Here is a 24,964-nt window from a genome sequence, read left to right as displayed (position 1 = left end):
GGCCTTCTGATCTATTTTCCTGCCTGCATGTTCGTTTGCATAGTTCGATACTAGATTCTTCACTACGTTCAGAATGACAAGTTGATAAAAATTACAAATTGGTAAAGCAAAGAGCCGGAATATTTATTCCGGCTCTTTGCTTTATACAAGTATTTCTTCTGTCCTGACTCTTGATTCTAACCTCTTGAATCCCAAAAGAAGCTTAAACCTCTTTCTGTAAAAACGGATACCTGTAATCCTTAGGTGAATCAAAGGTTTCTTTGATGGTACGTGGTGATACCCAACGCAGCAAGTTGATCATTGAACCGGCTTTATCGTTAGTACCAGAACCGCGCGCGCCACCAAATGGCTGCTGGCCTACAACGGCACCGGTTGGCTTATCGTTTATGTAGAAGTTACCGGCAGCATTGCGCAGGCGGGTAGTAGCCTCGGCAATGGCATAACGGTCTTGCGATAGGATAGCGCCTGTTAATGCGTAGATAGATGTTTTATCTACAATATCCAGGATCTTATCCCACTCGCTGTCTTCGTAAACGTAAACTGTTAATACCGGTCCAAACAGCTCTTCGCACATGGTAACATAGTATGGGTCGTTCACTTTTAAAACGGTAGGCTCAACAAACCAGCCCTTGGTTTTATCGTAGTTACCACCGGCAACAATCTCTACGCTGTCATCCGCTTTAGCGGCATCAATATATTTAGCCAGTTTATCAAACGATACCTCGCTGATAACGGCATTAATAAAGTTCTCAAAATCTTCTACCGGGCCCATTTTAAAAGTGGCCATTTCGCGCACCATGTGCTCTTTTACCGCAGGCCATAAGCTTGCAGGGATGTAAGCACGTGAGGCAGCAGAACATTTTTGTCCCTGATATTCAAACGCGCCGCGCAATAAAGCAACAGCAACTGCGTCTGCATTGGCACTTGGGTGGGCAAGCACAAAATCTTTACCACCGGTTTCGCCTACAATACGCGGGTAGGTTTTGTATTTATGTATGTTGGTACCAATGGTTTGCCATATATGCTGGAAAACTTTGGTAGAACCTGTAAAGTGGATCCCTGCGAAATCAGGGTGGTTAAATACCACATCGCCAACTTCTGGGCCATCAGCGTAGATCAGGTTGATAACACCTGCAGGTAAACCTGCTTCAATTAGCACCTGCATAATTACGTTAGCGGCATAAACCTGTGTATCGGCAGGTTTCCAAACTACTACGTTACCCATCATAGCGGCAGATGCCGGCAAGTTGCCTGCTATAGCCGTAAAGTTAAATGGCGTCAGGGCGAAGACGAATCCTTCCAGCGGGCGTTGCTCCAAACGGTTCCAAACACCTTTGCCGGATACCGGTGGCTGCTGCTGATAAATCTCGGTCATGTATTGCACGTTAAAGCGCAAAAAGTCGATGAACTCGCAGGCAGCATCAATCTCGGCCTGGTAGGCGTTTTTGCTTTGGCCAAGCATAGTAGCCGCGTTAATGGTAGCGCGGTAAGGGCCGGCCAAAAGTTCGGCGGCTTTTAAAAATATGGCTGCACGCTGCTCCCATGGCAGGTTTTCCCAGTCGGCCTTAGCGGCAAGGGCAGCATCAATAGCAGCATTTACATGGCTTTTATCGCCATAATGAAAAGTGCCTAATAAGTGTTTATGATCATGAGGCGGGCGCAGCTCCATCAGTTTACCTGTACGAACTTCTTTACCGCCAATATACATAGGTATATCAACCTGTTTTGAGCGGGCTTCGGTTAAAGCGGCTTTAAGCGCTGCACGTTCCGCACTGCGCGGGCCGTAATTTAATACAGGCTCGTTTACAGGGGCAGGAACATTAAAAAATCCTTTTAACATAGATGATTATTTTGGTGTGCAAAGATAGGGGTTTTGCTTTGGAAGTAGGAATTGTAGTGGGGAATTTACAGAGGGATGATTAGAAGATGTACCAGCCCCGTTTTACAAATTTTAAGCAAACGTGCCAACTTTGCCAAAAATGTTTATAATTGCAACATGTCTGACGAAGCAGTTGTAAAACGGATAAAGGTTATTGTGAAGGAGCATGGCGGTCAGCTTGCACTTGCCAATGCCATTGGGGTTGATCAGGGTTTTATTAGCAAGGTTATTAACCAAAAGCAAGACATTAGCTACTACCTTATCCGTAAGCTGTGTTTCCAGCTAAAGTACTCGCCCGAGTGGCTGATACTGGGCACCGGCGATAAAATGATCCACAAACCCGACTCGGCCAAGCTGATAACCGAGATACAAATGCTGCGTACCGAGGTGGATATCCTGCATGCCCGTATGCGTGCCTATGAAATACAACTGCAGGAAATAAAAGACCATAACTTAACTGATAAGCAAAAAGCTGGATAACAGTCTGTTTGGGCAGGTGGTTAACAATGGCTTAATATTAAGTGGTTGTTATGGTAATGCATTAGTAACATTCAACTAACATCACGGTAATAGTTTTGCGGTATTAAATTAATACACGTGAAAAAAGTAATATCAGCAATTACCGCACTATTCGTTTTAACCCTAACTGCGGGCAATTTATTTGCACAAACCACAGGCCGTATCTCAGGTAAGGTAATAGACCAAAAAAATAGCGAAACTTTAATTGGTGCCACTGTTAACATAGAGGGCACTACAAAAGCCTCGGCTACCGATGCGGATGGCCATTATGTATTAAGCGGACTTGCACCGGGCAAATACACTATATTAATAAGATATATAGGCTATCAAAGCAAAACCGTATCAGATATTGAAGTAAAAGCAGGTGCTAATACTCCACTTGATGTTACCTTGGGCCAGGCCCAATCACAAGCCTTGAATGAGGTTGTGATAAAAGCTACTTACAGGCAAGCATCGGTAGGTGCATTATATGCCCGTCAAAAAAATAGCATACAGGTATCTGACGGTATATCTTCCGACATTATTCGCCGCTCGCCCGACCGTAACACCGGCGACGTTTTAAAACGTATAGGCGGTACCAGCGTGCAGGATGGTAAATTTGTAGTTATACGCGGTTTGGCCGAAAGGTATAATAACAACTTGCTGAACGGGTCGGTATTACCAAGTTCCGAGCCTGATAAAAAAGCATTCTCATACGATATTATCCCTGCCAGCCTTATCGATAATATTGTAGTTTATAAAACCGCGACTCCTGATCTGCCGGGTGATTTTGCCGGTGGCGCCATCAATACTATTACTAAGGATATACCCGATAGTAAATTTATGGAAACTACCTTAAGTATAGGTTATAACTCTAAGGCTACATTTAAAAATGATTTTATTGATCCGCAGCCAAGCGGTAAATACGACTTTTTAGGCTTTAGTGACGATTCAAGGAAATTGCCTCCGGTATACGCAGATAATAAGGCTATTTATACTTCGGGTACTACAAACAACCAAAAAATAGCCATCGCTCAGCAGTTCCCTAATACATTTGGTTCAAAAACAATTACAACCATACCTAACATTAACTTTCAGTTTGTTACGGGTAATTCAAAAGTGTTAAAAAATGAGGGGCGTTTAGGCTACAACTTTGCATTAAACTATAGCACTGGCTACAGAGAGAGCACCGGTGACCGTACGCAGTACAACGTTTCGGCGCCAGATCAATTGCCGCTGTATAGCTTCGACAGAAATATTTTTTCGAGCACTAAAACCCTGGGCGGTTTATTTAGCCTTGGATACACTACCAGTAGAACCAAATTGGTTTTCCGTAACCTGTTCAACAACGACTTTAGTAAGGATTACGAGCAAACAAATAATGCCTTAAATAGGGACGGGGATCCTAATAACCCAATACATTACAGAGGGTTTTCAAGTGAGGTGACACAAAATGGGGTATTAAGTTCAGTATTGGAAGGACAACATACCATTGGCGAAAGAAAGATAATTGTTGACTGGGCCGGATCATATGGTTTATCATACAGAAAACAGCCGGATCAGCGCATCGTTACTATATTTTCCGCGCCTGATGGTGGTGAGTATTTATCTTTACCAAGCGAAAACAGCCCGCTGTCAAACATACTTGGACGGGTGTACTCTAACCTTAACGAAAATATATACAGCGGGAAAATAAACGTTACCTATCCGTTTAAATGGCTGAACCAACCTCAAAAAATTAAAGCAGGTGGTTTATATACCTATCGTGACCGCGATTTTACTATAGATGCATTAGGTTATGTTGATATAGTAGGTAATGGTAAATCAATACAACTGGCCAACGGTACCAATATTGAGAACGTTTTTAGCCCGCAAAGCATTGCTAATAATAATATTGCATTCTCAAGGATCGATCTTCAATCAACAGATTATGTTGGTACGTCTAAGTTAAACTCGGGTTATTTAATGCTCGATAATAAATTTAGCGATAAACTTCACCTTGTTTGGGGTGCAAGGGTAGAGCGTTACGAACAAAAATTAGCAGCCACCGGCAAAGCCGTGCAAAACTACGTGAACACAGATATATTGCCTTCGGCTAATTTATCATACGCGTTAACAGAGAAATCAAATCTTCGTGCCTCTTTCTACAAATCAGTTAACAGGCCCGAGTTTAGGGAGCTTGCCGACTTTAGGTACTTTGATTACCAAAACAACTTTAACATAAGCGGTAATAAAAACCTGGTACGAAGCACCATTTCAAATGCCGATTTGCGTTACGAGATCTTCCCATCGAGCGGCGAAATTATATCCGTATCAGCTTTCTACAAAAAATTTACAAACCCTATAGAACAGGTTAACCTTGATAATGATGTGTTATCGTACGATAACGCGGTAAGTGCCGAAGACTTTGGTGCCGAAGTAGAGTTAAGGAAGAAACTAAACTTTATCAGCGAGAATGGTCTTTTCAAAAACTTAACATTCTACGTAAATGCATCATACATAAATGCAAAGGTTAAGTTTAGGAATAGGGAAGAAGCAAAAACACCGCTACAGGGGCAATCGCCATACCTGATCAATTCGGGTTTGTTTTATGCCCCCGAAAGCGGAAGCTTTACATTTAATGTACTGTATAACCGTATTGGCGAACGCTTAAGGTTCCGTGGTGTTGATCCGCATACCGATATCTACGAAAAACCACGTGATGTGATCGATTTCCAGGTGAGCAAACGCCTGTTTAAAAATGGCGAACTGAAGCTTACTCTTTCGGATATACTGGCGCAAACCAACGCATTGTACTACAATATTGGCGACGTGAATAAAATTGCTTACAGCGCTGCTACCGATAAAATTATTCAAAACAGGTTTAATGGCTTTACAACCAACCTGTCATTTAAATATAGCTTCAAATAATAATTTCTTAACCCCTTGGTGATGTAAACATAATGTTATCATCACGACGGCTTTAAGTTAACTTAACATAGCCGGGGGATATTTACTAAATAAACTAAGACAGAAAAAGAACACATGAAAAAGCAGATTTATTTACTCGGTATCGTTGGCTTGATGGCTCTTGCATCAGCATGCTCAAAGTCAAATGGCCCAACTCCACTTCCTCCAGATACAAAACCTCCGGTTACAGGTGGCAATGTTGATGTTAGGGGTAAAATTACAAAAGATACTCATTGGACAGCTGACAAAGTTTACCGCTTACGTGGTTATGTTTATGTTGATAACAATGCTACTTTAACTATTGATGCAGGTACTAAAATTGTAAGTAATAAAGATTCATCAGGCGTGCTTATTATTTACAAAGGCAGCAAAATAAACGCAGCCGGTACTGCTGATAAGCCTATCGTTTTCACTTCAAACGAAACTGAGAAAAAAGCGGGTGACTTTGGTGGTGTGGCTGTAGTTGGTTTAGCTACAGGTAATGGTAACCATGCGGTACTTGAAGGTGGTGTTGATGGTGATCACCAGACTTTTGGTGGCACTAACGATGCTGACAATTCAGGTACATTACAATATGTACGCATCGAGTATGCAGGTAAAGCGGTTAACCCAGGCGACGAGGTTAACGGTTTAAGCATGTACACTGTAGGTAGCGGTACTACTGTTGATCATATTCAGATAGTGCGTGGTTTGGATGATGCCTTCGAATTCTTCGGTGGCTCGTTCAATGCAAAATATCTTATTGCATACAACTGTGCTGATGATGATTTTGATTTTGATGATGGGTTCCATGGCAAAATACAATTCGCTGTATCAGTTAAAGACCCTATGTTTACAGATAATAAAGGTACAACCGGTGATATTTCAAACAACTTTGAGTTTGATAACACTTCCGATGCTAAAGGTTACATGTTAACCCCAAACACTTTCCCTTTAATGTCTAACTTCACTGCTATCGGCCCTAACAATGCTGCCGGTACATCAGCAGATTATGGATACAATGCACGTTTTAGAAGAGGCGCTAAGTTCATCCTTGCCAATTCAGTGGTAATGGGCGGCCAAAAAGCAGGTATCGTACTTGGCAAAGAGGTTACTGCAACTTACTATAAAACCGGCGAAAGCGGGGTTAAAAATACTTTGATAGCATCTTTTGGTCCAAACTATAAGCTTGATGATATTGGTGCAGCTATATTAGATGCAGCCGGCTTTAAAGCGCTGGTTGAAACCCGCGATGGTAGCCAGTCATTTACTGATGCTGCTGCAATTGGTTTAACTGATCCTTTCAACAATGCTTCACCTAATCTTTTACCTAAAACTGGTTCACCAGCTTTAGCAGGTGCTAAATTTGAAGGCTCTATCGGCGATGCTTTCTTTACAAAGGTTGCTTTCTTAGGTGCTGTTGACCCTGCAAGCGACTGGACAAAAGCTACCTGGGTTTCCTGGAACAGATAATAGATAATTAACAATATAAAAAGAGCGGTTATCCATTAGGGTAGCCGCTCTTTTTGTTTGGGATAATTAGTAATTGCGTAATATTAAATTAACATACGAAGCCTCATTCTAATCTCATTCTAATTCTTGCTTAACAGGTGCTTAACACAGTCCCGGCACTTTTGGAGGAAATAAAATCCTTCAATAATGAAAAAGATTTACCTGATTATTTTAACCCTGCTGGTAACGGTTGCGACTAAAGCGCAGATCACAACTGCCGTTATAAGCGGTAAGGTTGTTGATGCCAAAGGCGTTACCATGCCCGGCGTAACAGTGTCTGTATTAAATAACAGCACCGGTACGCGCTACGGCTCGCAAACCAATGCCGATGGCCGATATACCATCCCCAATATAAATCCCGGCGGCCCTTATACTTTAAGCGCCACTTTTGTAGGTTACAAAAAAGATGAACATACCGATGTTACCTTATCATTAGGTAGCGCCAACTACAACTTTATTTTAACCGACGAAACAACAGCGCTAAAAGAAGTAAGGATTGTTGGTAATGCTGGCGGTACCAAAACAGGTGCAAGCACACGCATAAGCCAGGCGCAGATCCGCAACATGCCATCTATTAACCGCAGTCTGCAGGATCTGACCCGCACCACCCCGCAAAGCAATAACAACTCTTTCCAGGGGACTAACTACCGTTATAACAACGTAACGCTTGATGGTGCCATTAATAACGATGCAATTGGCTTTAGCCCGTCATTAGGCGGACAAAACAACGCATCGGGCCAGGTGGGCAGCAGCACACGTACCAGCCCCGTATCATTAGATGCCATACAGGATATACAAGTATTAGTTGCCCCATATGATATTAAAATTGGTAACGTATTGGGCGGTAGTATAAATGCAGTAACACGCAGTGGTACAAACGATGTTAGCGGCGCTATTTATGGTTACGGTCGTGGTGCTTTTTTAGTAGGCCCCAATAATGCACCTTTAGCTGCCGGTGGCGATGGTTCAAAATTGCCAAATACTTTTCATGATTATCAAACAGGGATCCGCTTAGGTTTACCTATCATCAAAAACAAATTATTTTTCTTCACTAACGAAGAAATTGCCCGCAGGCAGGATCCGGTTATCCGCGGTGCAGGGACGGCAGGTTCCGAGCAAACCCTGTCTTTAAAAGACGCGCAGGATATTTCTAAAAAGTTTGCTGACGCGGGTTTTGATGCCGGTACTTATAATAATACCTCTATCTATTCTAACTCGAACAAGTTTTTTAACCGTTTAGACTGGAACATCAACGATAACAACCAGTTAACTATCCGCAACAACACTATTAGCTCAACAGCTACTAACCTTGAGCGCGATCAGCAAAATTTCCGTTTTGGCGGTATCGATTATACATCACATAATAACTCAACATCAACGGTTGCCGAGTTAAAATCAAGATTATCAAATAACGTGAACAACAGTTTGGTACTGGGTTACTCAAACGTACATGATTATCGCGATCCAAATTCAAACCCAGCGTTACCTCAAATTGAAATAACAGGTAAAACCCCGGGTACAACCATATTTGTTGGCACCGACCGCGAAGCCGCCATTTTTGATATGCACCAAAAAACCGCGGAGTTTACTGATAATCTTACCTGGACAAAAGGTAAACACACTTTCACTTTTGGTACACACAACGAGTTTTACGACATTACTTACAACTTTGTTAACGCCTGGAACGGTCGTGATGCCTTTAAAAGCGTTGCCGATTTCTTAGCTGATGCCCCTTCACGGATCCGTGCTAACTATAATTATACCAATAATACCCGCGATTATATTTTAGCTAACCCATCGGCACAGTTTAAAGTTAACCTGCTTAGCTTTTATGGCCAGGACGAGATCCAGCTTTCAGATAAATTTAAGTTGACCGCGGCTTTACGTGTTGATTATGCCGGTGTGCCCAACAAACAGCCTTTAAGCGATAAAACAACAAACGCCCCGGTTGATCCTAACTACGGCAACACCTTTACCTACACCAAACCAAAGGATATTACCCAAAACTATTTAAACAACGTTGAGTTTAACCCGCGTGTGTCATTTAATTACGATATCAACGGCGACCAGAGCGTTATTTTACGTGGCGGTAGCGGCTTGTTTACAGGTCGTGTTCCGTTTGCATGGTTTGGTTATGCGTTTTACAACAATGGCCAAACCTATGGCGCTTCTGATTTTAACCCCCCGGTGGCAGGCGGCCCAAGTGTAGTTAAGGCCCCTGTAAATGGTGGCGCTGCTTCTGCTGCAGATAGAGGCGATAATATTACCAATGCCGCGGGTAAAACACAGGTAGATTTAATTGACAACAAATTTAAAATGCCACAGGTATGGAGAAGTAGCTTAGCGGTTGATTATACAACTCCTGATCAGTGGAAATTTACTTTAGAAGGTATATATACCAAAGTTATCCATGACTTGGAATTTCAGCAGGTAAATACGGTTGACCAGGTAACTTACTACCCGTATGATACCCAGCACCAGCAGCCTATATTTATCAATCAAAAGATAAATCCGTTATTTACAAACGCTTACCTGTTATCAAATACAAATCAGGGATACCGTTACAGTGCAACCGCGCAAGTAGCTAAAAATACCCAGTTTGGCCCAACAAGCGCCTTAAATGTTACGGTTGCATATACCTATGGCCATTCAAAAGATGTTACCAATGGTATCCGTAACTCAATGGAATCAAACTGGCAGTTAAACCAGGCTTTAAACCCTAATAACCCGGGCTTAGCCAATTCAAACTTTGATATCCGTAACCGTATTGTGTCTACCGTTAACTTCAGGCACGATTGGGATGTTGCTCAAAACTACACCGCCAACTTTAGCTTTTTCTTCAGCGGGCAGTCGGGTAACCCGTACACTTATGGCTTTTATCCAAGCGCTATTGACGGAACAGGCCAGCAGCTTAGTTTAGCTTACATACCAAAACGCGGCGAAACGGTTAACTTCTTCTCAGACATTGCAGCTACACCAACAACCCCTGCCCAAACAGCGGTACAGCAGGCGGCAGCTTTTGATGGCTTCATAGATAAGAGCAAATATCTTTCGTCTCGCCGTGGCGATTTTACCCAGCGTAATGCTGCCTTTACGCCATGGAACAATCAGCTTGATTTCCGTTTTGCGCAAGACTTTAAGTTTGGCGGCGGTAAACATAAACAGGTAATAACTTTCACTTATGATATTATTAACCTTACCAACCTATTAAATAAGAAATGGGGCCAATACTACTTCTCTGCCAATACATTTAACTCAACTGCTAATATTGGCTTAACGCCTGTTAAAGCAAGTACGCCAACCTTCCCAAATGCTGCAACAACGTATCCAAAATACACATTCGCAGACCCGGGGTTACCTTACTCAGTTGATCTGTTTGCTTCGCGTTGGCAAATGCAATTTGGTTTGCGTTACGCGTTCTAAATTGTTTTCACTCGTTCTTTATATTTAATCAAAACGCCCCCCGAGCAATCAGGAGGCGCTTTTGTTTGATATCTCCATTATCATCGTTGGATTTTCATCAATAAGCCGCAAACTTATCTGTTATACGGATATTCGTTCACCCAGTGAAAACCCCGGTTAATCAATCTGAATTTATTCAGGTCGATTTTTTTAAGATTAATAGTTACCGAATCTTTTTTGAAAGTGCCTTTCAGTTGCAATATATCTTTTTGCGGCTGACTATAGGTGTAATAAGCTTTATTAACCGTATCCGCATAGTTATACATTACTATGGTATGTTTAAGGGTATCTATTTTAAAGTCGTGTGTTCGGCTGGTGTCGTCGCTCATAAACACCTTAGCTCTACCTTCATAACTTATAGTTAGTTTATCCCAGCGGGTAGTATCTGTTTTAAGCGGAGGGATAGTATCCTTATTACGCACAAAGCTTTGTACATTGTATATACCATATAATGGTGGTCTTTTGGCCTTGTCGCCATATTGGCTCATGGCTTGTACATCGCCATAAAAATTCATCCCTACCGTATAAATTACAAGTATATATTTTACGGTAGTTAGGGTAATGTTTTTCCAGCGTTTTTTAAACGTGTGCGGGCCCAGATTGGCGGGCTGGGCAGCCTTGTTCAGGAAAAAGAAATTAATAAGCCTGATAGCATCCTTGCTTAACAGGTATAAACACATTACCACAAGCATGGTTGATAATAGCTTCACCGGTACATCAAATGAATAATTAATAGCCATTATATTACCGGCTACTACCAGCCCCACAATAGCGCCAAGGGTAGCCGTTTTACGGAAAAATAATAGCAGCCCGCAGCTTAGTTCGGCCATGCCTGTAAAGTAATTAAACCCGGTTGAATAACCCATATAAGTCCAGGCCAAACCCATAGGTGAAGCATTGCCAAATGGCTGTATCAATCTATCAGGCGATGGACCCGGGAATTGCAATTTTATAATTTTTAGGCAACCATAGGTTACCATTGTAATGGCCACATAATAGCGTACAATAACGGTAAGCCAGTAAAATAAGTTATTATAGTTACGGGCTTTACGATCTGCCACTGTCCATATTATTCCGCCTATTACCGCTGTTATAACTATAAAAAGCAGCAGCACGTAATCATAGGTGGTATCGCCGCTGCCATTGGTAAAAATTGTTATAGGTTCACCCAAATGCAGCACATTCGCCGCAAACCATACTATCAGTTTATGTATGGGCCCAATGTATATTTCATACAGTATATCAATATTAGGCAATACCCCATTAGGGTTAAAAATGATGTACTGTATAAAAAACAGCAGAAAAAAGCGCAGGGCCAGTTTTCGTAAGGGCGACCAGTAAACAGGTTCGGCAGTGGTGCTTGTCATTAGTTTAGGATTAATAGCAATTCCCTAAAATAACAATAAGTACATTATTATAAAGCATTTAGCTAATAAAAAGAGTTAGGTCATTTGTGCGATGGTGACAATGCCATTTTAAAAACACAAAAACTATTCTATATAAGATTTGTCTTTTTATAAATATATATTGAATACCAATGACACCCATAATTTTTACATTAGGAGATCATAGAACTGTTAAGGTTATACCAAACGTACAGGCACAGGTGGATGGGCATCCTGTGTTAACGTATACATACAATATTTACCGGAAGAATAGTTTTGATGACAGTGAAGAGCAACGCCAGGAAAGCGAATTGCTATTGGAAAGAAAGACTGACCCCAACTATTTGGGATATATCACCTTTGAAGATCCCGGCAGAATGTTCACTTATACTGCAGACGGACAGGGCGAACTCACACAAGGAGAAATAGAGGAAATTATTGAAAATATAAGCCACTATCGCGACCATCCCGGCATGTGGGACCTCGATGGAGCTTAAAAACTATAAGCCTAAACTTTTTCTAACCTTCCCGGGTAATTTGCGGGCAATAAGATAATGGGATTGTTTAATATAAAATTCCCATTCCTTAGCCGTTAAGCTGCTTATATCGCGCGCAAGCACCCATTTATAGCGGGCAATATAGGGTTGTGGTTCCAGCCCGTCTTTAGCGATTATTTCTTCAAAATCCTCGTCAGGTACTTTAAAAGAGGCTGATGGGGGTGTGCCATCCGGATACGTGAATAAAAAGGTTTTACCGCCAACGTTAAAGCATAAATGTTCGCCCAATTTAATGTCCTCCGTTACCCCCGGTAACTGGTAACATATTTTTTGAATGCTTTCAATTGTCATGATCTTATTTATTTACGGATGCTTATTGCCAGTCCTTTATTGCCTCGCCCAAATCATAAACAGGTACGCTGCTTATTTTACTTTGGATGATACCCGCCGCCGCTGCCGAACGGTATCCTGCGGCGCAATGCACTATAATAGGTTTATCAGTAGGTATTTCGCCAACGCGTTCCCGCAATTCGGGTAGCGGAATAGTTAGGGCATCCCTGAAAATTTTGCCGGCTTTTATTTCGGCCCAGTTGCGTACATCAATAATGGTATAATGGTTGGGATGGCTTTTAAAATCACTATAATTTATCTCCGGCGATTGCTCTTTGGCATCGGCAGGGGTTAAAATACCGGCAATGATGTTTTTTTCGTAGCCTATTTTCGCCGTTTTTCTGATCACGATTTCCAGTTCCTCATCAGTCGGGGCGATCAAATAAAATTGCTCGTTCGGGCCGATAACAGACCCCAGCCAGGTTTCAAATTTCTCGGCATCCTGCAGGTTAATAGAACCTTTTACATGCCCGTTACGATGGGTTTCTTTGGTACGGGTATCTATAACCAAAGCACTATTTTCTAAAACAATATCTTTTGATGGCCTGGTTACCATGCCAATGCTTTCTTCAAAGTTTGGCGCGCCGGTTTTGTTTAGCTCCACATCATAACCAAAGTATTTTGGCATAAAGGGCTGGTCGGCCATTAGGGTTTTTACAAAGGCCAGTTCGTCCATTAGCTGCAGGGCATAGTTTTCACGAAGCTCCTTGCCTATACTGGTCTGCAGATCGGGGCTCATGCTTTTGCCGCATAACGAGCCCGGGCCATGCGCCGGGTAAACCGTAACATCTTTTGGCAATACCATCAGCTTTTCGCGGGTAGAGTGGTACATCTGCCTGGCAAGTTCTTCTTTTTTGGCGGTGATATTTCCTGCGTTTTCGCGTAGGTCTGGCCTGCCAACATCGCCTGCAAACAGGGTGTCGCCGGTAAATACAGCACAATCCTTCCCTTGCTCGTTTTCCAGCAAAATACAAATAGAATCGGGCGAGTGGCCGGGTGTATTGATAGCTTTTAACTTGATATCATCCAGCTTAATAACGTCGCCATCATCAAAGCTTTCGTGCGGATATTCGGCACCAGCCAGCTTACTTACATAGATAACAGCGCCGGTAGTTTGGTGGATCTCCAGGTGCGAGCTTACAAAATCGGCATGCGGGTGTGTTTCAATAATGCCTGTAATATCTGCATTGTGCAATTCTGCAAAATCATAGTAAGGCTGCGGGTTGCGGGCGGGGTCAATAACAACCATCTTGCCAGACCGTATAATGGCGTACGAGGCATGCGCCAAACCTTTATCGTAAAATTGGTGAACTATCATATAACGTGTCAGTGGCGCAAAGATAGCTTTTGGTTATGAGTGTTAAAAGCTTGAAATGTGGGTGGTGGGTAAAGATTATAATGAGTATTAAGAATGATGCAGTCAGCATAAACAACAAAGCCCGGTCTTTCAACCAGACTTTCTTTGTATCTAATCTCTAATTCACAAATCTCTAACCACTACCAAACCTTTATCCTATCCTCGGGATTCATTTTGTCGCCGGGTTTTACATCGAAAGCGGAGTTAAATATTTTATAGGCCGAATGGCAAATAATTGAGCAGGATATATTACTTGTTAAACCATTTGATAACAAATGATAAACGCGACATTTTAATAAAAGCTGCCAAAAAACGATTTAAGGGCAATGTTTTCATGTATGTGCTATACTTATACACTATAAACGGCTATTTGTAAAAATATTGTTGCTATTAGCCTTATCGGCGTAATTTATAACTGTTCCACATAGTGGGGGTGGAGGAGAAGAGCGCCTTTGCGAGAAATGCAATTAAAAGGTAATTAGCTTTAAACTGCCTGATTTAGTTATTCTCAATTAGCGCCAAATAGTTATTTTTGCAGGCTATGAGTATTGCAAAAACCTATTCGCCCGGAGAAGCCGAAGAAAAATGGTATAGTTACTGGTTAAAACATAATTTTTTCAGGTCGGTACCTGACGATCGTGAACCTTATACTATCGTAATTCCACCGCCAAATGTCACCGGTGTGCTCCACATGGGCCATATGCTAAACAATACCATACAGGATGTGCTTATCCGCCGTGCCCGTATGAAAGGCAAAAATGCCTGCTGGGTACCCGGTACAGATCATGCCAGTATTGCTACCGAAGCAAAGGTTGTTGCCATGCTTAAAGAGCGCGGTATCAATAAAAAAGACCTGAGCCGCGAAGAGTTTTTGAGCTATGCCTGGGAATGGAAAGAAAAATACGGCGGTATCATACTGGAGCAATTGAAAAAACTGGGCGCCTCATGTGATTGGGAACGCACCAAATTCACCATGGACGAGGATATGTCTGAATCGGTGATCGATTACTTTGTTCATCTGCACAAAAAAGGCTGGATCTATCGTGGTGTACGCATGGTAAACTGGGATCCGCAGGGAAAAACAGCAGTATCTGACGAGGAAGTTATCCGTAAGGAAGTAAATCAGAAATTATATTATATTAAGTACGAGGTTGCGAGTGACGGGGAGCAGGGAGCGAGTGCAGAACGCACCTCACACCACGCACCAAACACCAAAGAGTATTTAACCATCGCTACTACCCGCCCGGAAACCATTATGGCCGATGCAGCTATCTGTATCAACCCTAACGACGAGCGATATTTGCACCTGCATGGTAAAAGCGTATTTATCCCGTTAATAAACCGCGAGATACCGGTTATACTGGATAATTACGTTACCATGGATTTTGGTACGGGTTGTTTAAAGGTTACCCCGGCACACGATCTGAATGACTATGAACTGGGCCAACGCCACAAGCTGCCGGTTATTGATATTTTAAACGACGACGCTACACTGAACGAAAAGGCGCAGATATTAGTTGGTGAAGACCGCTTTACCGCCCGCAAAAAAATCGCGGTATTGCTGGAAGAAGCCGGCGCACTTGAAAAAACGGAAGACTACACCTCACAAATAGGGTTTAGCGAACGTACCAACGCGGTTATAGAGCCAAAGCTAAGTATGCAATGGTTTTGCAAAATGCCTGAGTTGGCTAAACCTGCTTTGGAATATGTATTGAACGGCGAGGTGAAACTGATCCCCGAGAAATTCATAAACACCTACCGCCACTGGATGGAGAACGTTAGGGACTGGAATATAAGCCGCCAGCTTTGGTGGGGGCAGCAAATCCCCGCTTACTATTTGCCAAACGGCGATTTTGTGGTTGCCAAAACCAAAGAAGAAGCATTAACGCAAGCACAGGCAATAGACTCTAAACTGACCCTTAACGACCTGCGTCAGGACGAGGACGTTTTGGATACCTGGTTCTCATCAGGCTTATGGCCTATGTCGGTTTTTGATGGGGTACGTAACCCGGATAACGCCGAGATAAATTATTACTACCCAACCAACGATTTGGTTACCGCGCCCGAGATCTTATTTTTCTGGGTAGCCAGGATGATCATGAGCGGACATGAGCTTCGTGCGCAAAAACCTTTTACCAATGTTTACTTAACTGGTATTGTTAGGGATAAGCTGGGCCGCAAAATGTCAAAATCATTAGGCAACTCGCCCGATCCTTTGGACCTGATCAATAAATACGGCGCCGATGGCGTACGTGTGGGCATGCTGTTATGCTCACCTGCCGGTAACGACCTGATGTTTGACGAAAGCTATTGCGAACAGGGCCGTAACTTTGCTAATAAAATATGGAACGCCTTTAAGCTGATAAAAGGCTGGGAGATTGACGATACTATTGCTCCGAAAAACCAAATTGCGATAGAGTGGTTCCAAAGCCGTTTTAACCAGGCATTGGTAGAGATCGAGGATAATTTTGCACAATACAGGTTATCTGAAGCGCTTATGGCCACGTACAAACTGGTATGGGACGATTTTTGTGCCTGGTACCTGGAAATGGTTAAGCCTGCTTACCAGCAAGGGGTTGATAAGCAAAAGATTGACGCTGAAACATATAAAGCTACCGTTAACTTTTTCGAGGATGTTTTAAAAGTTCTTCACCCGTATATGCCTTTCCTGAGCGAGGAGCTTTGGCATGATGAGCTGTTTGGTACACGTGCCGAATTGGATTGCTGTATCGTTGCACAAATGCCAACTATCGGGAAAATAAATACCCAATTAGTTGCCGAGATAGAGGTGGTGCAGCAGGTAATAGCGCAGGTAAGAAATATTCGTAACAGTAACCAGCTTTCGCCAAAAGAAGCCTTACCGCTGGCCGTAAAAACAAACTCTGCTATTAACTACCAGGCTTACGAAAGTGTTATAAAACAACTGGGGAATATTAGTGAACTAAGTAAAGTTGATGATGCTGTAAATGGTGCAAACAGCTTTATTGCAGGCACAGACGAGTTTTTTGTAAAGCTTGATATAGAAATTGATGTTGCTGCCGAAACAGAACGCCTTGAAAAGGAAAGAGATTATCTTATAGGATTTTTAAAATCGGTTAACGCTAAACTAAATAACGAGCGTTTTATGGCAAATGCCAAACCCGAAATTATAGATAACGAACTGAAAAAGAGAGCTGATGCCGAAGCCAGGTTAAAGATAGTAGAAGATAATTTGCGCGGCTTGGCAGGCTAATTGTATAATAGTTAGGGTATTTCATAAATGAACGATGGCTGAACATCAGCTATCGTTCATTTTGTTTAACCTATTATTAATACCGCAAGCAGGGAGTGAATTTTTTTAATTTCTCTATTAATAAAATACTTACCCGGGAGCAGTCAATTCTTGACCAGGCCCGTATCCGTTTACTGTATTATGGTTTTCTGCTGGCTATTGTAGGTTTAGGCGCCTTATTCCTGAGTGTGTATTTGCAAAATTTGCATGTGTTAACGCTAACTGCTGGGGCGATATTGGTTGCTATTGCAGCGCTCTTTAAATATCTTACTTATAAACCTCATTGGCGCACTATATCGCATTTATTACTAATAACAGGTACCCTGCTAAATTTAGCTATTGTATTTGTTATTGTGCAGGATATAAATATTGTTACTATACAGGCCATCATCCTTATAATTATATTTAGCTTTTACATGCTGGGGCAAAACTGGGGGATGTTTTTCTCTCTGCTCAACTTACTGCCTATACTTATATTTATGGTGATGCAGTATGATCATAATTATTTTATTGATTTTAAACCAGAAAAAGCAGATCAGTCTACCACCATAATAGCTGTTTTTGCCAATTTTATATTAATAATATTTATACACAGCCACCTTTACGCGGCGTTTATAAAAAACATAAAACAGCTTAGAGATACCGGCGAAGAACAGACGACGCTAAATATTAAGTTTGAAACGGCTATTAAAAAGGCCGAAAAATCATCGCAGGTACAATCAGAGTTTTTATCTACCATGTCGCATGAGATACGTACGCCGCTTAATGCTGTAATTGGCATGAGCAATTTGCTGCTCATGAACAACCCAAGGCCTGATCAGAGTGAGAACCTGGAGATCTTAAAATTTTCGGCAAATAACCTGCTGGCCATTGTGAACGATGTGCTCGATTTTAACAAAATAGAATCGGGCAAGGTAGTATTTGAAAAGATAAAGTTTAATCTTGCCGAGCTGTTGCACAATATTTGCGGAGGGCAAATGATCAAGGCAGAAGAAAAAGGCCTTTTGTTTAAGCTGGATATTGATAGCGCTTTAAGACGGAAAATAATATTTGGCGACCCAACCCGGCTAACGCAAATGATCTTTAACCTGGTTAGCAACGCTATTAAGTTTACATCTGAAGGGAATATTTGGGTACGGGCCACCTGCCTGGAAGACCGTCACAACACCATTACTGTTGGCTTTTCGGTAAAGGATTCGGGTATTGGTATCAGGAAAGAGAACCTGGAAACCATATTTGAACCTTTTACACAAGAATCTATCACCACTACACGCCAATACGGCGGTACAGGCTTAGGCTTGGCAATTGTAAAACGTTTGCTCGACCTGCAGGGTTTGCAAATGCATGTAAGCAGCAAGGTAAACGTAGGGTCGGAGTTTTCTTTTAATATAGAGTTCCCGGTATCAACAGAAATTGTTGCACCGCCAAAAGAACTGGTAACAGAAACCTGCCAGCATCAACTGCAGCATACCGGGGCCGAATTGGAACTCACTGAAAGCAACCTGCGTATATTAATTGCCGAGGATAACCCGGTAAACGTTATGCTGATGAAAAAACTACTCTCTAAATGGCACATAGTGCCAACTATTGCCGAAAACGGCGCGCGCGCCGTTGAAATTTTGCAGTACGGTAACTTTGATATTGTTTTGATGGACTTGCAAATGCCAGTGATGAACGGGTTTGACGCATCAATGGAAATACGTAAAATGACCGACCCTGCCAAATCAAGGATCCCTATAATAGCATTAACAGCATCGGCATTATTTGATATCCGCGACCAGGTAACCACCGCCGGTATGAACGATTATGTTGCCAAGCCATTTAAACCTGATGAGCTGATGGATAAAATTCAAAATCTTATTACAACTGTGGGGTAACCTACAACTCTTTATAACCCGGTAATTCTTCTATAAATTTATAAGTTTCGGTTTCGTGATCAATACGGCAATAGTAATGCTGCAGTCCGTTGCTCACCGCCATTAGCTGCACTTTGTGTACCATATTATACCGTGCGGCCTGGTCAAAGGTAGCTTGTGTAATACCAACAGCGGGTGCCTTGCATTCAACCAGTAAAATTTTTTGGCCTGATGAATTGAATACTACAATATCGGTACGTTTGGCCATGCCGTGCAGTTTAAGGCCGCCTTCCAGTTTTATTAACGATCTGGGGTAGTGCTTATGCCTGATAAGGTATTGTACAAAATGCTGACGAACCCATTCTTCGGGCGTCAGTACAATGTTTTTCTTCCGCAGTTCATCAAATACCGTAAGCTGCCCGTTTTGCTCGGTCAGTTTAAAAGGGTAGGGTGGTAAATTAAGCGGGAGTAGTAAGTCCATTCAAATTCAAAAGTAAAAAGTAAAAATTCAAAATAGCCGGTAGTAGCTAATTATCTTTGATTATTATTCCACATGCAATGCTTTTTACTTTTGAATTTCTACTTTTGACTTAATGGCCGCTACTGCTCCTGATATTATAAAAGATCTTAAAAACCGCAAGTTTAAACCCCTGTACCTGCTGCATGGCGAGGAGCCTTATTATATTGACCTGGTAAGTAATTACATCGAGAATAATTTATTATCAGACGGGGAGAAGGGTTTTAACCAAACCGTATTGTATGGTAAGGATACCGATATCATGACCGCCATAAATGCTTCAAAACGTTACCCCATGATGAGCGATTACCAAGTGGTAATGGTAAAAGAAGCGCAGGATATGAAATGGGGCCGTGATGACGATGATAAAAAAAGCATCAACCCGATATTAAGCTATCTGGAAAACCCTTTGCCAAGCACTATACTGGTTTTCTGTTACAAATACGGCAAGTTTGATAAGCGAAAAAAAACCTACAAGGCTATTGAAAAGAACGGGCTGATATTTGAATCGGCAGCTTTGTATGATAGCAAGATCCCCGGCTGGATAGAAGGTTATATCGCTGATAAAAAATACAAGATAAACCCACAGGCATCTGCCATGTTATCCGAGTATCTGGGTAACGACCTTTCTAAAATTGCCAACGAACTGGATAAACTGATGCTGAACATCAGCCCGGGACAGGAAATAACCTTGCAGCTTATTCAGGATAATATTGGCATTAGTAAAGAATATAATGTTTTTGAACTGCAAACGGCCCTTACCAGGAAGGATGCCTACAAAGTTAACCAGATAGTGAATTATTTTGAGGCAAACCCCAAGGCAAACCCTATTGTGCTGGTATTGGGTAACCTTAATAACTTTTTCAGCAAGGTGCTGGCTTACCATTATGTGAAGGACAAATCGCCACAGAATTTAGCGAGGGAACTTGGTGTTAGTCCGTATTTTTTAAAAGATTATGAGCAGGCCGCCCGTGGTTATAGCCTTGGTAAAACTTTCCAGGTGATAAGCTATTTGCGTGAGTACGACCTGAAGAGCAAAGGCGTTGAATCAAACACCGACCACGGCGGTTTAATGAAAGAGCTGATGTTTAAGATATTGCACTAATAGGAAGGCTTATTATGGGAAACTCAATTATGAAGCCTATATATCTAATTTATGCAATGGCTATATTTATGCTTTTTTTGTTCATTATGCGCGAGATATCTGTTCGACGAAGTTTAAATTTAAGTCTACAAGGAGTAGTGCAAAAAGTCGAATACGATGAAAATAAAGGAACCCCAACTGTAACCGTAAATAACGGAACATATTTTTTGTCGGGCCCATTTAATTTCAATTATAGTATTGGAGTTGGTGACACAATTTTTAAGAAGAAAGGCGAACAGGTTTTCAAGATCATAAAAAAGGGTAGTGGGAAAACTATAACTTTTCAGGACTAACAATTTTAGATAAGCTAAGGACTGCCATAGTTGCAAATTAGTAAACAGTCTATTTCATGGTTTTTTCTACCCGGTTATTTATGTCCTTAATGATATGATCTAACTCTATAGCGCTTTGCTTAAGCAATTTTAACGGCATTTCTAAATGGTCTTCATCTCGTGGCACGTCTTCTAACGAATTAATGATACCCAAAATATTGGCGAGCGGCTTACGTATCAAATGCGAATTGATATAGGCTATTTGGTCCAGGCTCTCGTTTTTGAGGTTTATTTGTTCCTCGCCGTGCTTTTGGCCGGTTATATCCTGAAAATAGACTGCTAACCCGTCATTACCCGGGTACACGTTAAAGCAGATCCATTTGCTAATTGGGGCTATATACTCTTCAAACTTTACTGTTTCTTTCTCTTTTAAAGAGTGATTGAATTGTTCGTACACACTTAACTCGCGATAATAGGGGTAAAGTTGCCATAAGCTTTTATGCAGCACGGTATCCCTGTTAATTATCAGGATCCTTTCGGCTTCCTTATTCCAATAAGTGATCTTCAATTTTTTGTCCAGTGTAATAAAACCATCGGTAATGCTTTCCAGGGTTTCGTTAATTTTATTTGTCGCTTCGGTAAGTTTAATATCCTTCAGTCTTTGATCTGTAATATCCAGGATAATAACCATACGGCAACGGCTGCCGTAATAAGTGACGTTATATGAGGTAATATTTACACGGATAGCCGAGCCATCTTTTTTTATATGCGTAAGATCTTTTTTGATGGTTTGGCTATGCTTTATTCTTTTGATAAGGTCAAGCATTTCCTGCTGTTCATATATAGGCCGGATGTCAGAAAGCCTGATCTTGTTTAAAAACTCATCGCGGCTGTAGCCATAATGTTTAATGGCCGCCTCGTTTACTTCCTTAAATTGTAAAGAGTCTACCTCAACAATCCACATAGGGTTTGGGCTGTTGTAAAATAACAAATTAAAGCTGGCATCATCATTACTGATAAGTAGAGGCATATATGTTTGTATGTTCGTACGTGAGAAATTACTTACAATAATAAAAATTGAGGTTCATTTAATTTAGAACTATATTACCTTTTTTGCACTAAAAGGCAACATTTTTTTCATTTTTTTCGTAGTATGACAAGTAATTAATCAATTAATTAAATGGGGGCTTTAGTAATAGCAGGTATCGTTCTACTTTCACTGGCAGCGATTCTTATTCTTGGGATTATCTTTTTTAGTTTTCTTAAATATATTAAGAGAAAATATTATCCAAACTGGAAATTTCCTGATTATGTAAGTGTTGGCTACGCCGAATATTTATATCATAAGTTCATCAAAAAGGACTTGAAAAATTAATATAAGTGTTATTGCAATTCTTCATTCTCGACCCTTTTTCTCACTTTTGCTGCATATAATAAAATGGAAATGCAGTATTGGTTAGTAAAGTCGGAACCTGTAAAATATAGCTGGGAAAAATTCAATAAAGAAGGCCGTACCTTTTGGGATGGCGTGCGTAATTATCAGGCGCGTAACAATCTTAAACTGATGAAAGAGGGCGATCTTGTGATGTGGTACCACAGCAACGACGGTAAAGAAGTGGTTGGTATTGCCCGCGTGGTTAAAGAGTTTTATCAGGATCCCACAACAGATGATGCCAATTGGGTAGTGGTTGACCTGGAGCCTGTTGAACCGCTTAAGAAACCGGTTACCCTTGAGCAAATAAAAGCCGACGAACGCCTTAAAGATATTGGTTTAGTTAGGCAGGGCCGCTTATCTGTAATGGGTATGAAACGCGAAGAATTTGACAGGATACTGGAGCTCGCGGCTGAATAGTTGATGAGATAACCATAGCGGAAGCAGAGATAACTACAGAGAGCACAGAGGCAAAATACCCTGTGCTCTCTGTGTTTTTTACACTTTGTGTTCATGGTTAAAATCTAATTAACCTAATAATTTTTCATACAACCTATAATTCTCATCGTCAAAGCAAATAAAAATCACTTCTTCTATATCCTGATCTGATTGTAGAAATGTATCCACTGTTTTTACCGCGATTGCTGCAGCCTGCTCTTTTGGAAAACGGTAAACACCGGTGCTGATATTGGGGAAAGCGATGCTTTTAACCCCATTGTTTGCGGCGATTTTTAGGCTGTTGTTATAGCAATTAGCTAATAGCTGCTCTTCGTTACGCTTGCCACCGTTCCAAACCGGGCCTACGGTATGTATAACATATTTAGCGGGTAAGTTGCCGCCGGTAGTTATTACAGCTTCGCCGGTTTTACAACCGCCCTGTCGGTTTACAATTTGAATACACTCTTCCAGTATTTGTTTACCACCCGCGCGATGTATGGCGCCATCAACGCCACCGCCGCCCATTAGGCTGCTGTTTGCGGCATTTACAATAGCATCAACCTGTAATTTGGTAATATCGCCCTGCTGTAGTTTAATGCGTTTATCCATAAATAATTAACCTGCAGAAGGAACCGGATGTTTTAAGAATTATTCGAGATAAAGCTTTTGGGTTTTATAGTTGATGGTGAACTTAAAGCTTTTTAAAACCCCGCCGCCTATGCTGCCATCAATATCTGTTTGGGCAAAGGCCCCGGTTTTAAGCATGGGTATGCGTGATGGAATGGCGGTTATTTTGTTGCGGCCAATTTCCAGCTGTTTTAGGGTGAAGGTTTGGGCATAAATCGGCCCGCCAATGCCATAGCCGGTTATGTTGGTACCTGATAAAGTGTAGCGCTGTTTTATGCCGGTTTTATCTGCATAGTGGTTAAATATAGTGAGAGAACTGCGGTCGCCGGTATCCATAATAACGGTTGCCTCCGTTCCATCTATCTTTACTTTTAACAGAGGCGTTTGGCCATAATACAAAGTAAAAGGAATAGGGTAAGCGCCCGAGTAAGTTGTATAAAAGTTAATAACCCCTTTAGGGTAATCGAACTGAACGGCATAATCTTTCATGAAATTATACCCAATGGCACCATCAAGGTAAGGCAGGTGTAATTTGCTCCTTATCTCAGAAAGATCTATCACCCCGAAATTCTCATTTACCATTTGCGATCCGCCAATGCGGGCCGTATCAATATTTGTGGTATAACTACGCACCCTTTTTGCACCGGCCCCGGTTTGGTAACCTGAATTGCTTAATTTAAGATGAAGTGAATTTGCCGTATTTAGATCTATTACATTGGAGGCGCCGCAATCCAGCATAAAATGAAGAGTTTTGTTATTGACCCGCACTTCAATAAAGGGCCGGTTATCTATCAACTTAAAGGGTACAGAAAACTGTAGCTTATTTTGCGCCATGCCGTTACCCGCTAATAGCAGTAACGAAAATGCAAACACACATACCACGTAAAGCTTTCCCATAAAAACAGTATTTCTATTTGGATAGCCTTACCGCCAGAAAGTTACAGTGTTAAATAAGGGTTAGTCTTTTTTAGGATCGATAGCGCCAAAAAATAATGCCTTTAACTCGGTAGCGTCATCGGGTTTCATTTTTCCGCCAAGTATCAGTCTTAACTGCCTGCGGCGAAGTGCTCCTTCGTAAAGCTCTATTTCATCATCGGTTTCGGGCAGCATTGGGGGCACGGGTATGGTATGCCCATTTTGGTCTAATGCTACAAATGTGTAATAAGCTTCGTTGCTTTTAACTTTCGTACCAGATGGTATGTTTTGCGCGTAAACATCCAGCCTTACCTCAACCGAAGTAGAAAAAGCGCGCGAAACCTTGGCCTCGATGGTAATTACATCGCCAAGTTTTATGGGGTGTTTAAAGGAAACGTTATCAACCGATGCGGTTACCACAATACGGTTGCAGTGTTTTTGTGCCGATATAGCGGCCGCAATGTCCATCCAATGTAATAAACGCCCCCCCATTAAATTGTTAAGGGTATTGGTATCATTGGGTAATACCAGCTCGTTCATTATGGTAAATGATTCTTTGGACGATTTTCCTTTCATCCTGCAAA

The 24,964-nt window shown here is 41.6% G+C and carries 18 protein-coding genes; 9 read left to right on the top strand and 9 right to left on the bottom strand.

Annotation, left to right across the window (positions count from 1 at the left end):
- Positions 1 to 202: 202 nt before the first annotated feature.
- Entirely contained in the window at positions 203 to 1,840 is a 1,638-nt protein-coding gene (gene pruA / locus NPE20_RS09240; RefSeq protein WP_256538329.1) for an L-glutamate gamma-semialdehyde dehydrogenase, read from the bottom strand.
- Positions 1,841 to 1,996: 156 nt separating this feature from the next.
- On the opposite strand from pruA, the gene NPE20_RS09235 reads away from it, so the two are divergent.
- From NPE20_RS09235 to NPE20_RS09220, 4 genes are all read left to right on the top strand, one after another.
- Complete coding sequence (locus NPE20_RS09235; RefSeq protein WP_256538328.1) at positions 1,997 to 2,359, top strand: helix-turn-helix domain-containing protein; 363 nt, start codon at positions 1,997 to 1,999, stop codon at positions 2,357 to 2,359.
- Between the two features lie 117 nt (positions 2,360 to 2,476).
- The gene (locus NPE20_RS09230; RefSeq protein ID WP_256538327.1) at positions 2,477 to 5,287 is read left to right on the top strand and encodes a TonB-dependent receptor; all 2,811 of its coding nucleotides are present in this window, start codon (positions 2,477 to 2,479) and stop codon (positions 5,285 to 5,287) included.
- Between the two features lie 114 nt (positions 5,288 to 5,401).
- A complete protein-coding gene (locus NPE20_RS09225) occupies positions 5,402 to 6,778 on the top strand; it encodes a beta-helix domain-containing protein (protein WP_256538326.1) in 1,377 nt (458 codons plus the stop codon).
- Positions 6,779 to 6,964: 186 nt separating this feature from the next.
- Positions 6,965 to 10,240, top strand: a complete 3,276-nt coding sequence (locus NPE20_RS09220; RefSeq protein WP_256538325.1) for a TonB-dependent receptor — start codon at positions 6,965 to 6,967, stop codon at positions 10,238 to 10,240.
- 113 nt (positions 10,241 to 10,353) lie between these two features.
- Here the strand turns inward: NPE20_RS09220 and NPE20_RS09215 are convergent, their stop codons facing one another.
- A complete protein-coding gene (locus tag NPE20_RS09215; RefSeq protein ID WP_256538324.1) occupies positions 10,354 to 11,646 on the bottom strand; it encodes a hypothetical protein in 1,293 nt (430 codons plus the stop codon).
- Positions 11,647 to 11,816: 170 nt separating this feature from the next.
- Between NPE20_RS09215 and NPE20_RS09210 the strand changes: the two genes are divergently transcribed.
- Entirely contained in the window at positions 11,817 to 12,161 is a 345-nt protein-coding gene (locus NPE20_RS09210) for a hypothetical protein (RefSeq protein ID WP_256538323.1), read from the top strand.
- A gap of 3 nt (positions 12,162 to 12,164) precedes the next feature.
- Here the strand turns inward: NPE20_RS09210 and NPE20_RS09205 are convergent, their stop codons facing one another.
- Together NPE20_RS09205 and NPE20_RS09200 are read right to left on the bottom strand one after the other, a co-directional pair.
- Positions 12,165 to 12,512 (bottom strand): MmcQ/YjbR family DNA-binding protein, encoded by a 348-nt coding sequence (locus NPE20_RS09205; RefSeq protein ID WP_256538322.1) that lies wholly within the window; start codon positions 12,510 to 12,512, stop codon positions 12,165 to 12,167.
- 22 nt (positions 12,513 to 12,534) lie between these two features.
- On the bottom strand, positions 12,535 to 13,869 hold the full coding sequence (locus NPE20_RS09200; protein WP_256538321.1) for an MBL fold metallo-hydrolase: 1,335 nt from the start codon (positions 13,867 to 13,869) through the stop codon (positions 12,535 to 12,537).
- A gap of 580 nt (positions 13,870 to 14,449) precedes the next feature.
- Between NPE20_RS09200 and NPE20_RS09195 the strand changes: the two genes are divergently transcribed.
- Both NPE20_RS09195 and NPE20_RS09190 read left to right on the top strand, forming a co-directional pair.
- Positions 14,450 to 17,140: a valine--tRNA ligase gene (locus NPE20_RS09195; protein ID WP_256538320.1), complete on the top strand. Its 2,691-nt coding sequence runs from the start codon at positions 14,450 to 14,452 to the stop codon at positions 17,138 to 17,140.
- 95 nt (positions 17,141 to 17,235) lie between these two features.
- Positions 17,236 to 19,056 (top strand): ATP-binding protein, encoded by a 1,821-nt coding sequence (locus NPE20_RS09190; RefSeq protein ID WP_256538319.1) that lies wholly within the window; start codon positions 17,236 to 17,238, stop codon positions 19,054 to 19,056.
- 1 nt (position 19,057) lies between these two features.
- Here the strand turns inward: NPE20_RS09190 and NPE20_RS09185 are convergent, their stop codons facing one another.
- Positions 19,058 to 19,516, bottom strand: coding sequence for a type I restriction enzyme HsdR N-terminal domain-containing protein (locus NPE20_RS09185; RefSeq protein ID WP_256538318.1), 459 nt, complete (start codon positions 19,514 to 19,516; stop codon positions 19,058 to 19,060).
- Positions 19,517 to 19,628: 112 nt separating this feature from the next.
- Here NPE20_RS09185 and holA point away from each other — a divergent pair, with 112 nt between their 5' ends.
- A complete protein-coding gene (gene holA / locus NPE20_RS09180; protein ID WP_256538317.1) occupies positions 19,629 to 20,657 on the top strand; it encodes a DNA polymerase III subunit delta in 1,029 nt (342 codons plus the stop codon).
- A gap of 381 nt (positions 20,658 to 21,038) precedes the next feature.
- On the opposite strand, the gene NPE20_RS09175 is transcribed toward holA, so the two are convergent.
- Complete coding sequence (locus NPE20_RS09175; RefSeq protein ID WP_256538316.1) at positions 21,039 to 21,998, bottom strand: PAS domain S-box protein; 960 nt, start codon at positions 21,996 to 21,998, stop codon at positions 21,039 to 21,041.
- 414 nt (positions 21,999 to 22,412) lie between these two features.
- Here NPE20_RS09175 and NPE20_RS09170 point away from each other — a divergent pair, with 414 nt between their 5' ends.
- Positions 22,413 to 22,820, top strand: a complete 408-nt coding sequence (locus NPE20_RS09170) for an EVE domain-containing protein (protein ID WP_256538315.1) — start codon at positions 22,413 to 22,415, stop codon at positions 22,818 to 22,820.
- A 108-nt stretch (positions 22,821 to 22,928) separates the two neighbouring features.
- Here NPE20_RS09170 and NPE20_RS09165 read toward each other — a convergent pair whose 3' ends face one another.
- Genes NPE20_RS09165 through NPE20_RS09155 form a run of 3 tightly spaced genes read right to left on the bottom strand, consistent with a single transcriptional unit; the run spans position 22,929 to position 24,956 of the window.
- Positions 22,929 to 23,447: an O-acetyl-ADP-ribose deacetylase gene (locus tag NPE20_RS09165; RefSeq protein ID WP_256538314.1), complete on the bottom strand. Its 519-nt coding sequence runs from the start codon at positions 23,445 to 23,447 to the stop codon at positions 22,929 to 22,931.
- Positions 23,448 to 23,486: 39 nt separating this feature from the next.
- Positions 23,487 to 24,362, bottom strand: coding sequence for an aspartyl protease family protein (locus tag NPE20_RS09160; protein WP_256538313.1), 876 nt, complete (start codon positions 24,360 to 24,362; stop codon positions 23,487 to 23,489).
- A gap of 60 nt (positions 24,363 to 24,422) precedes the next feature.
- Positions 24,423 to 24,956, bottom strand: a complete 534-nt coding sequence (locus NPE20_RS09155; protein ID WP_256538312.1) for an acyl-CoA thioesterase — start codon at positions 24,954 to 24,956, stop codon at positions 24,423 to 24,425.
- Positions 24,957 to 24,964: the final 8 nt, after the last annotated feature.

Origin of the sequence: Mucilaginibacter aquariorum, from assembly GCF_024498135.1 — a bacterium.
In the GTDB taxonomy this organism is placed as follows: Bacteria; Bacteroidota; Bacteroidia; order Sphingobacteriales; family Sphingobacteriaceae; genus Mucilaginibacter; species Mucilaginibacter aquariorum.
This window is presented reverse-complemented; position numbering and strand designations above follow the sequence as displayed.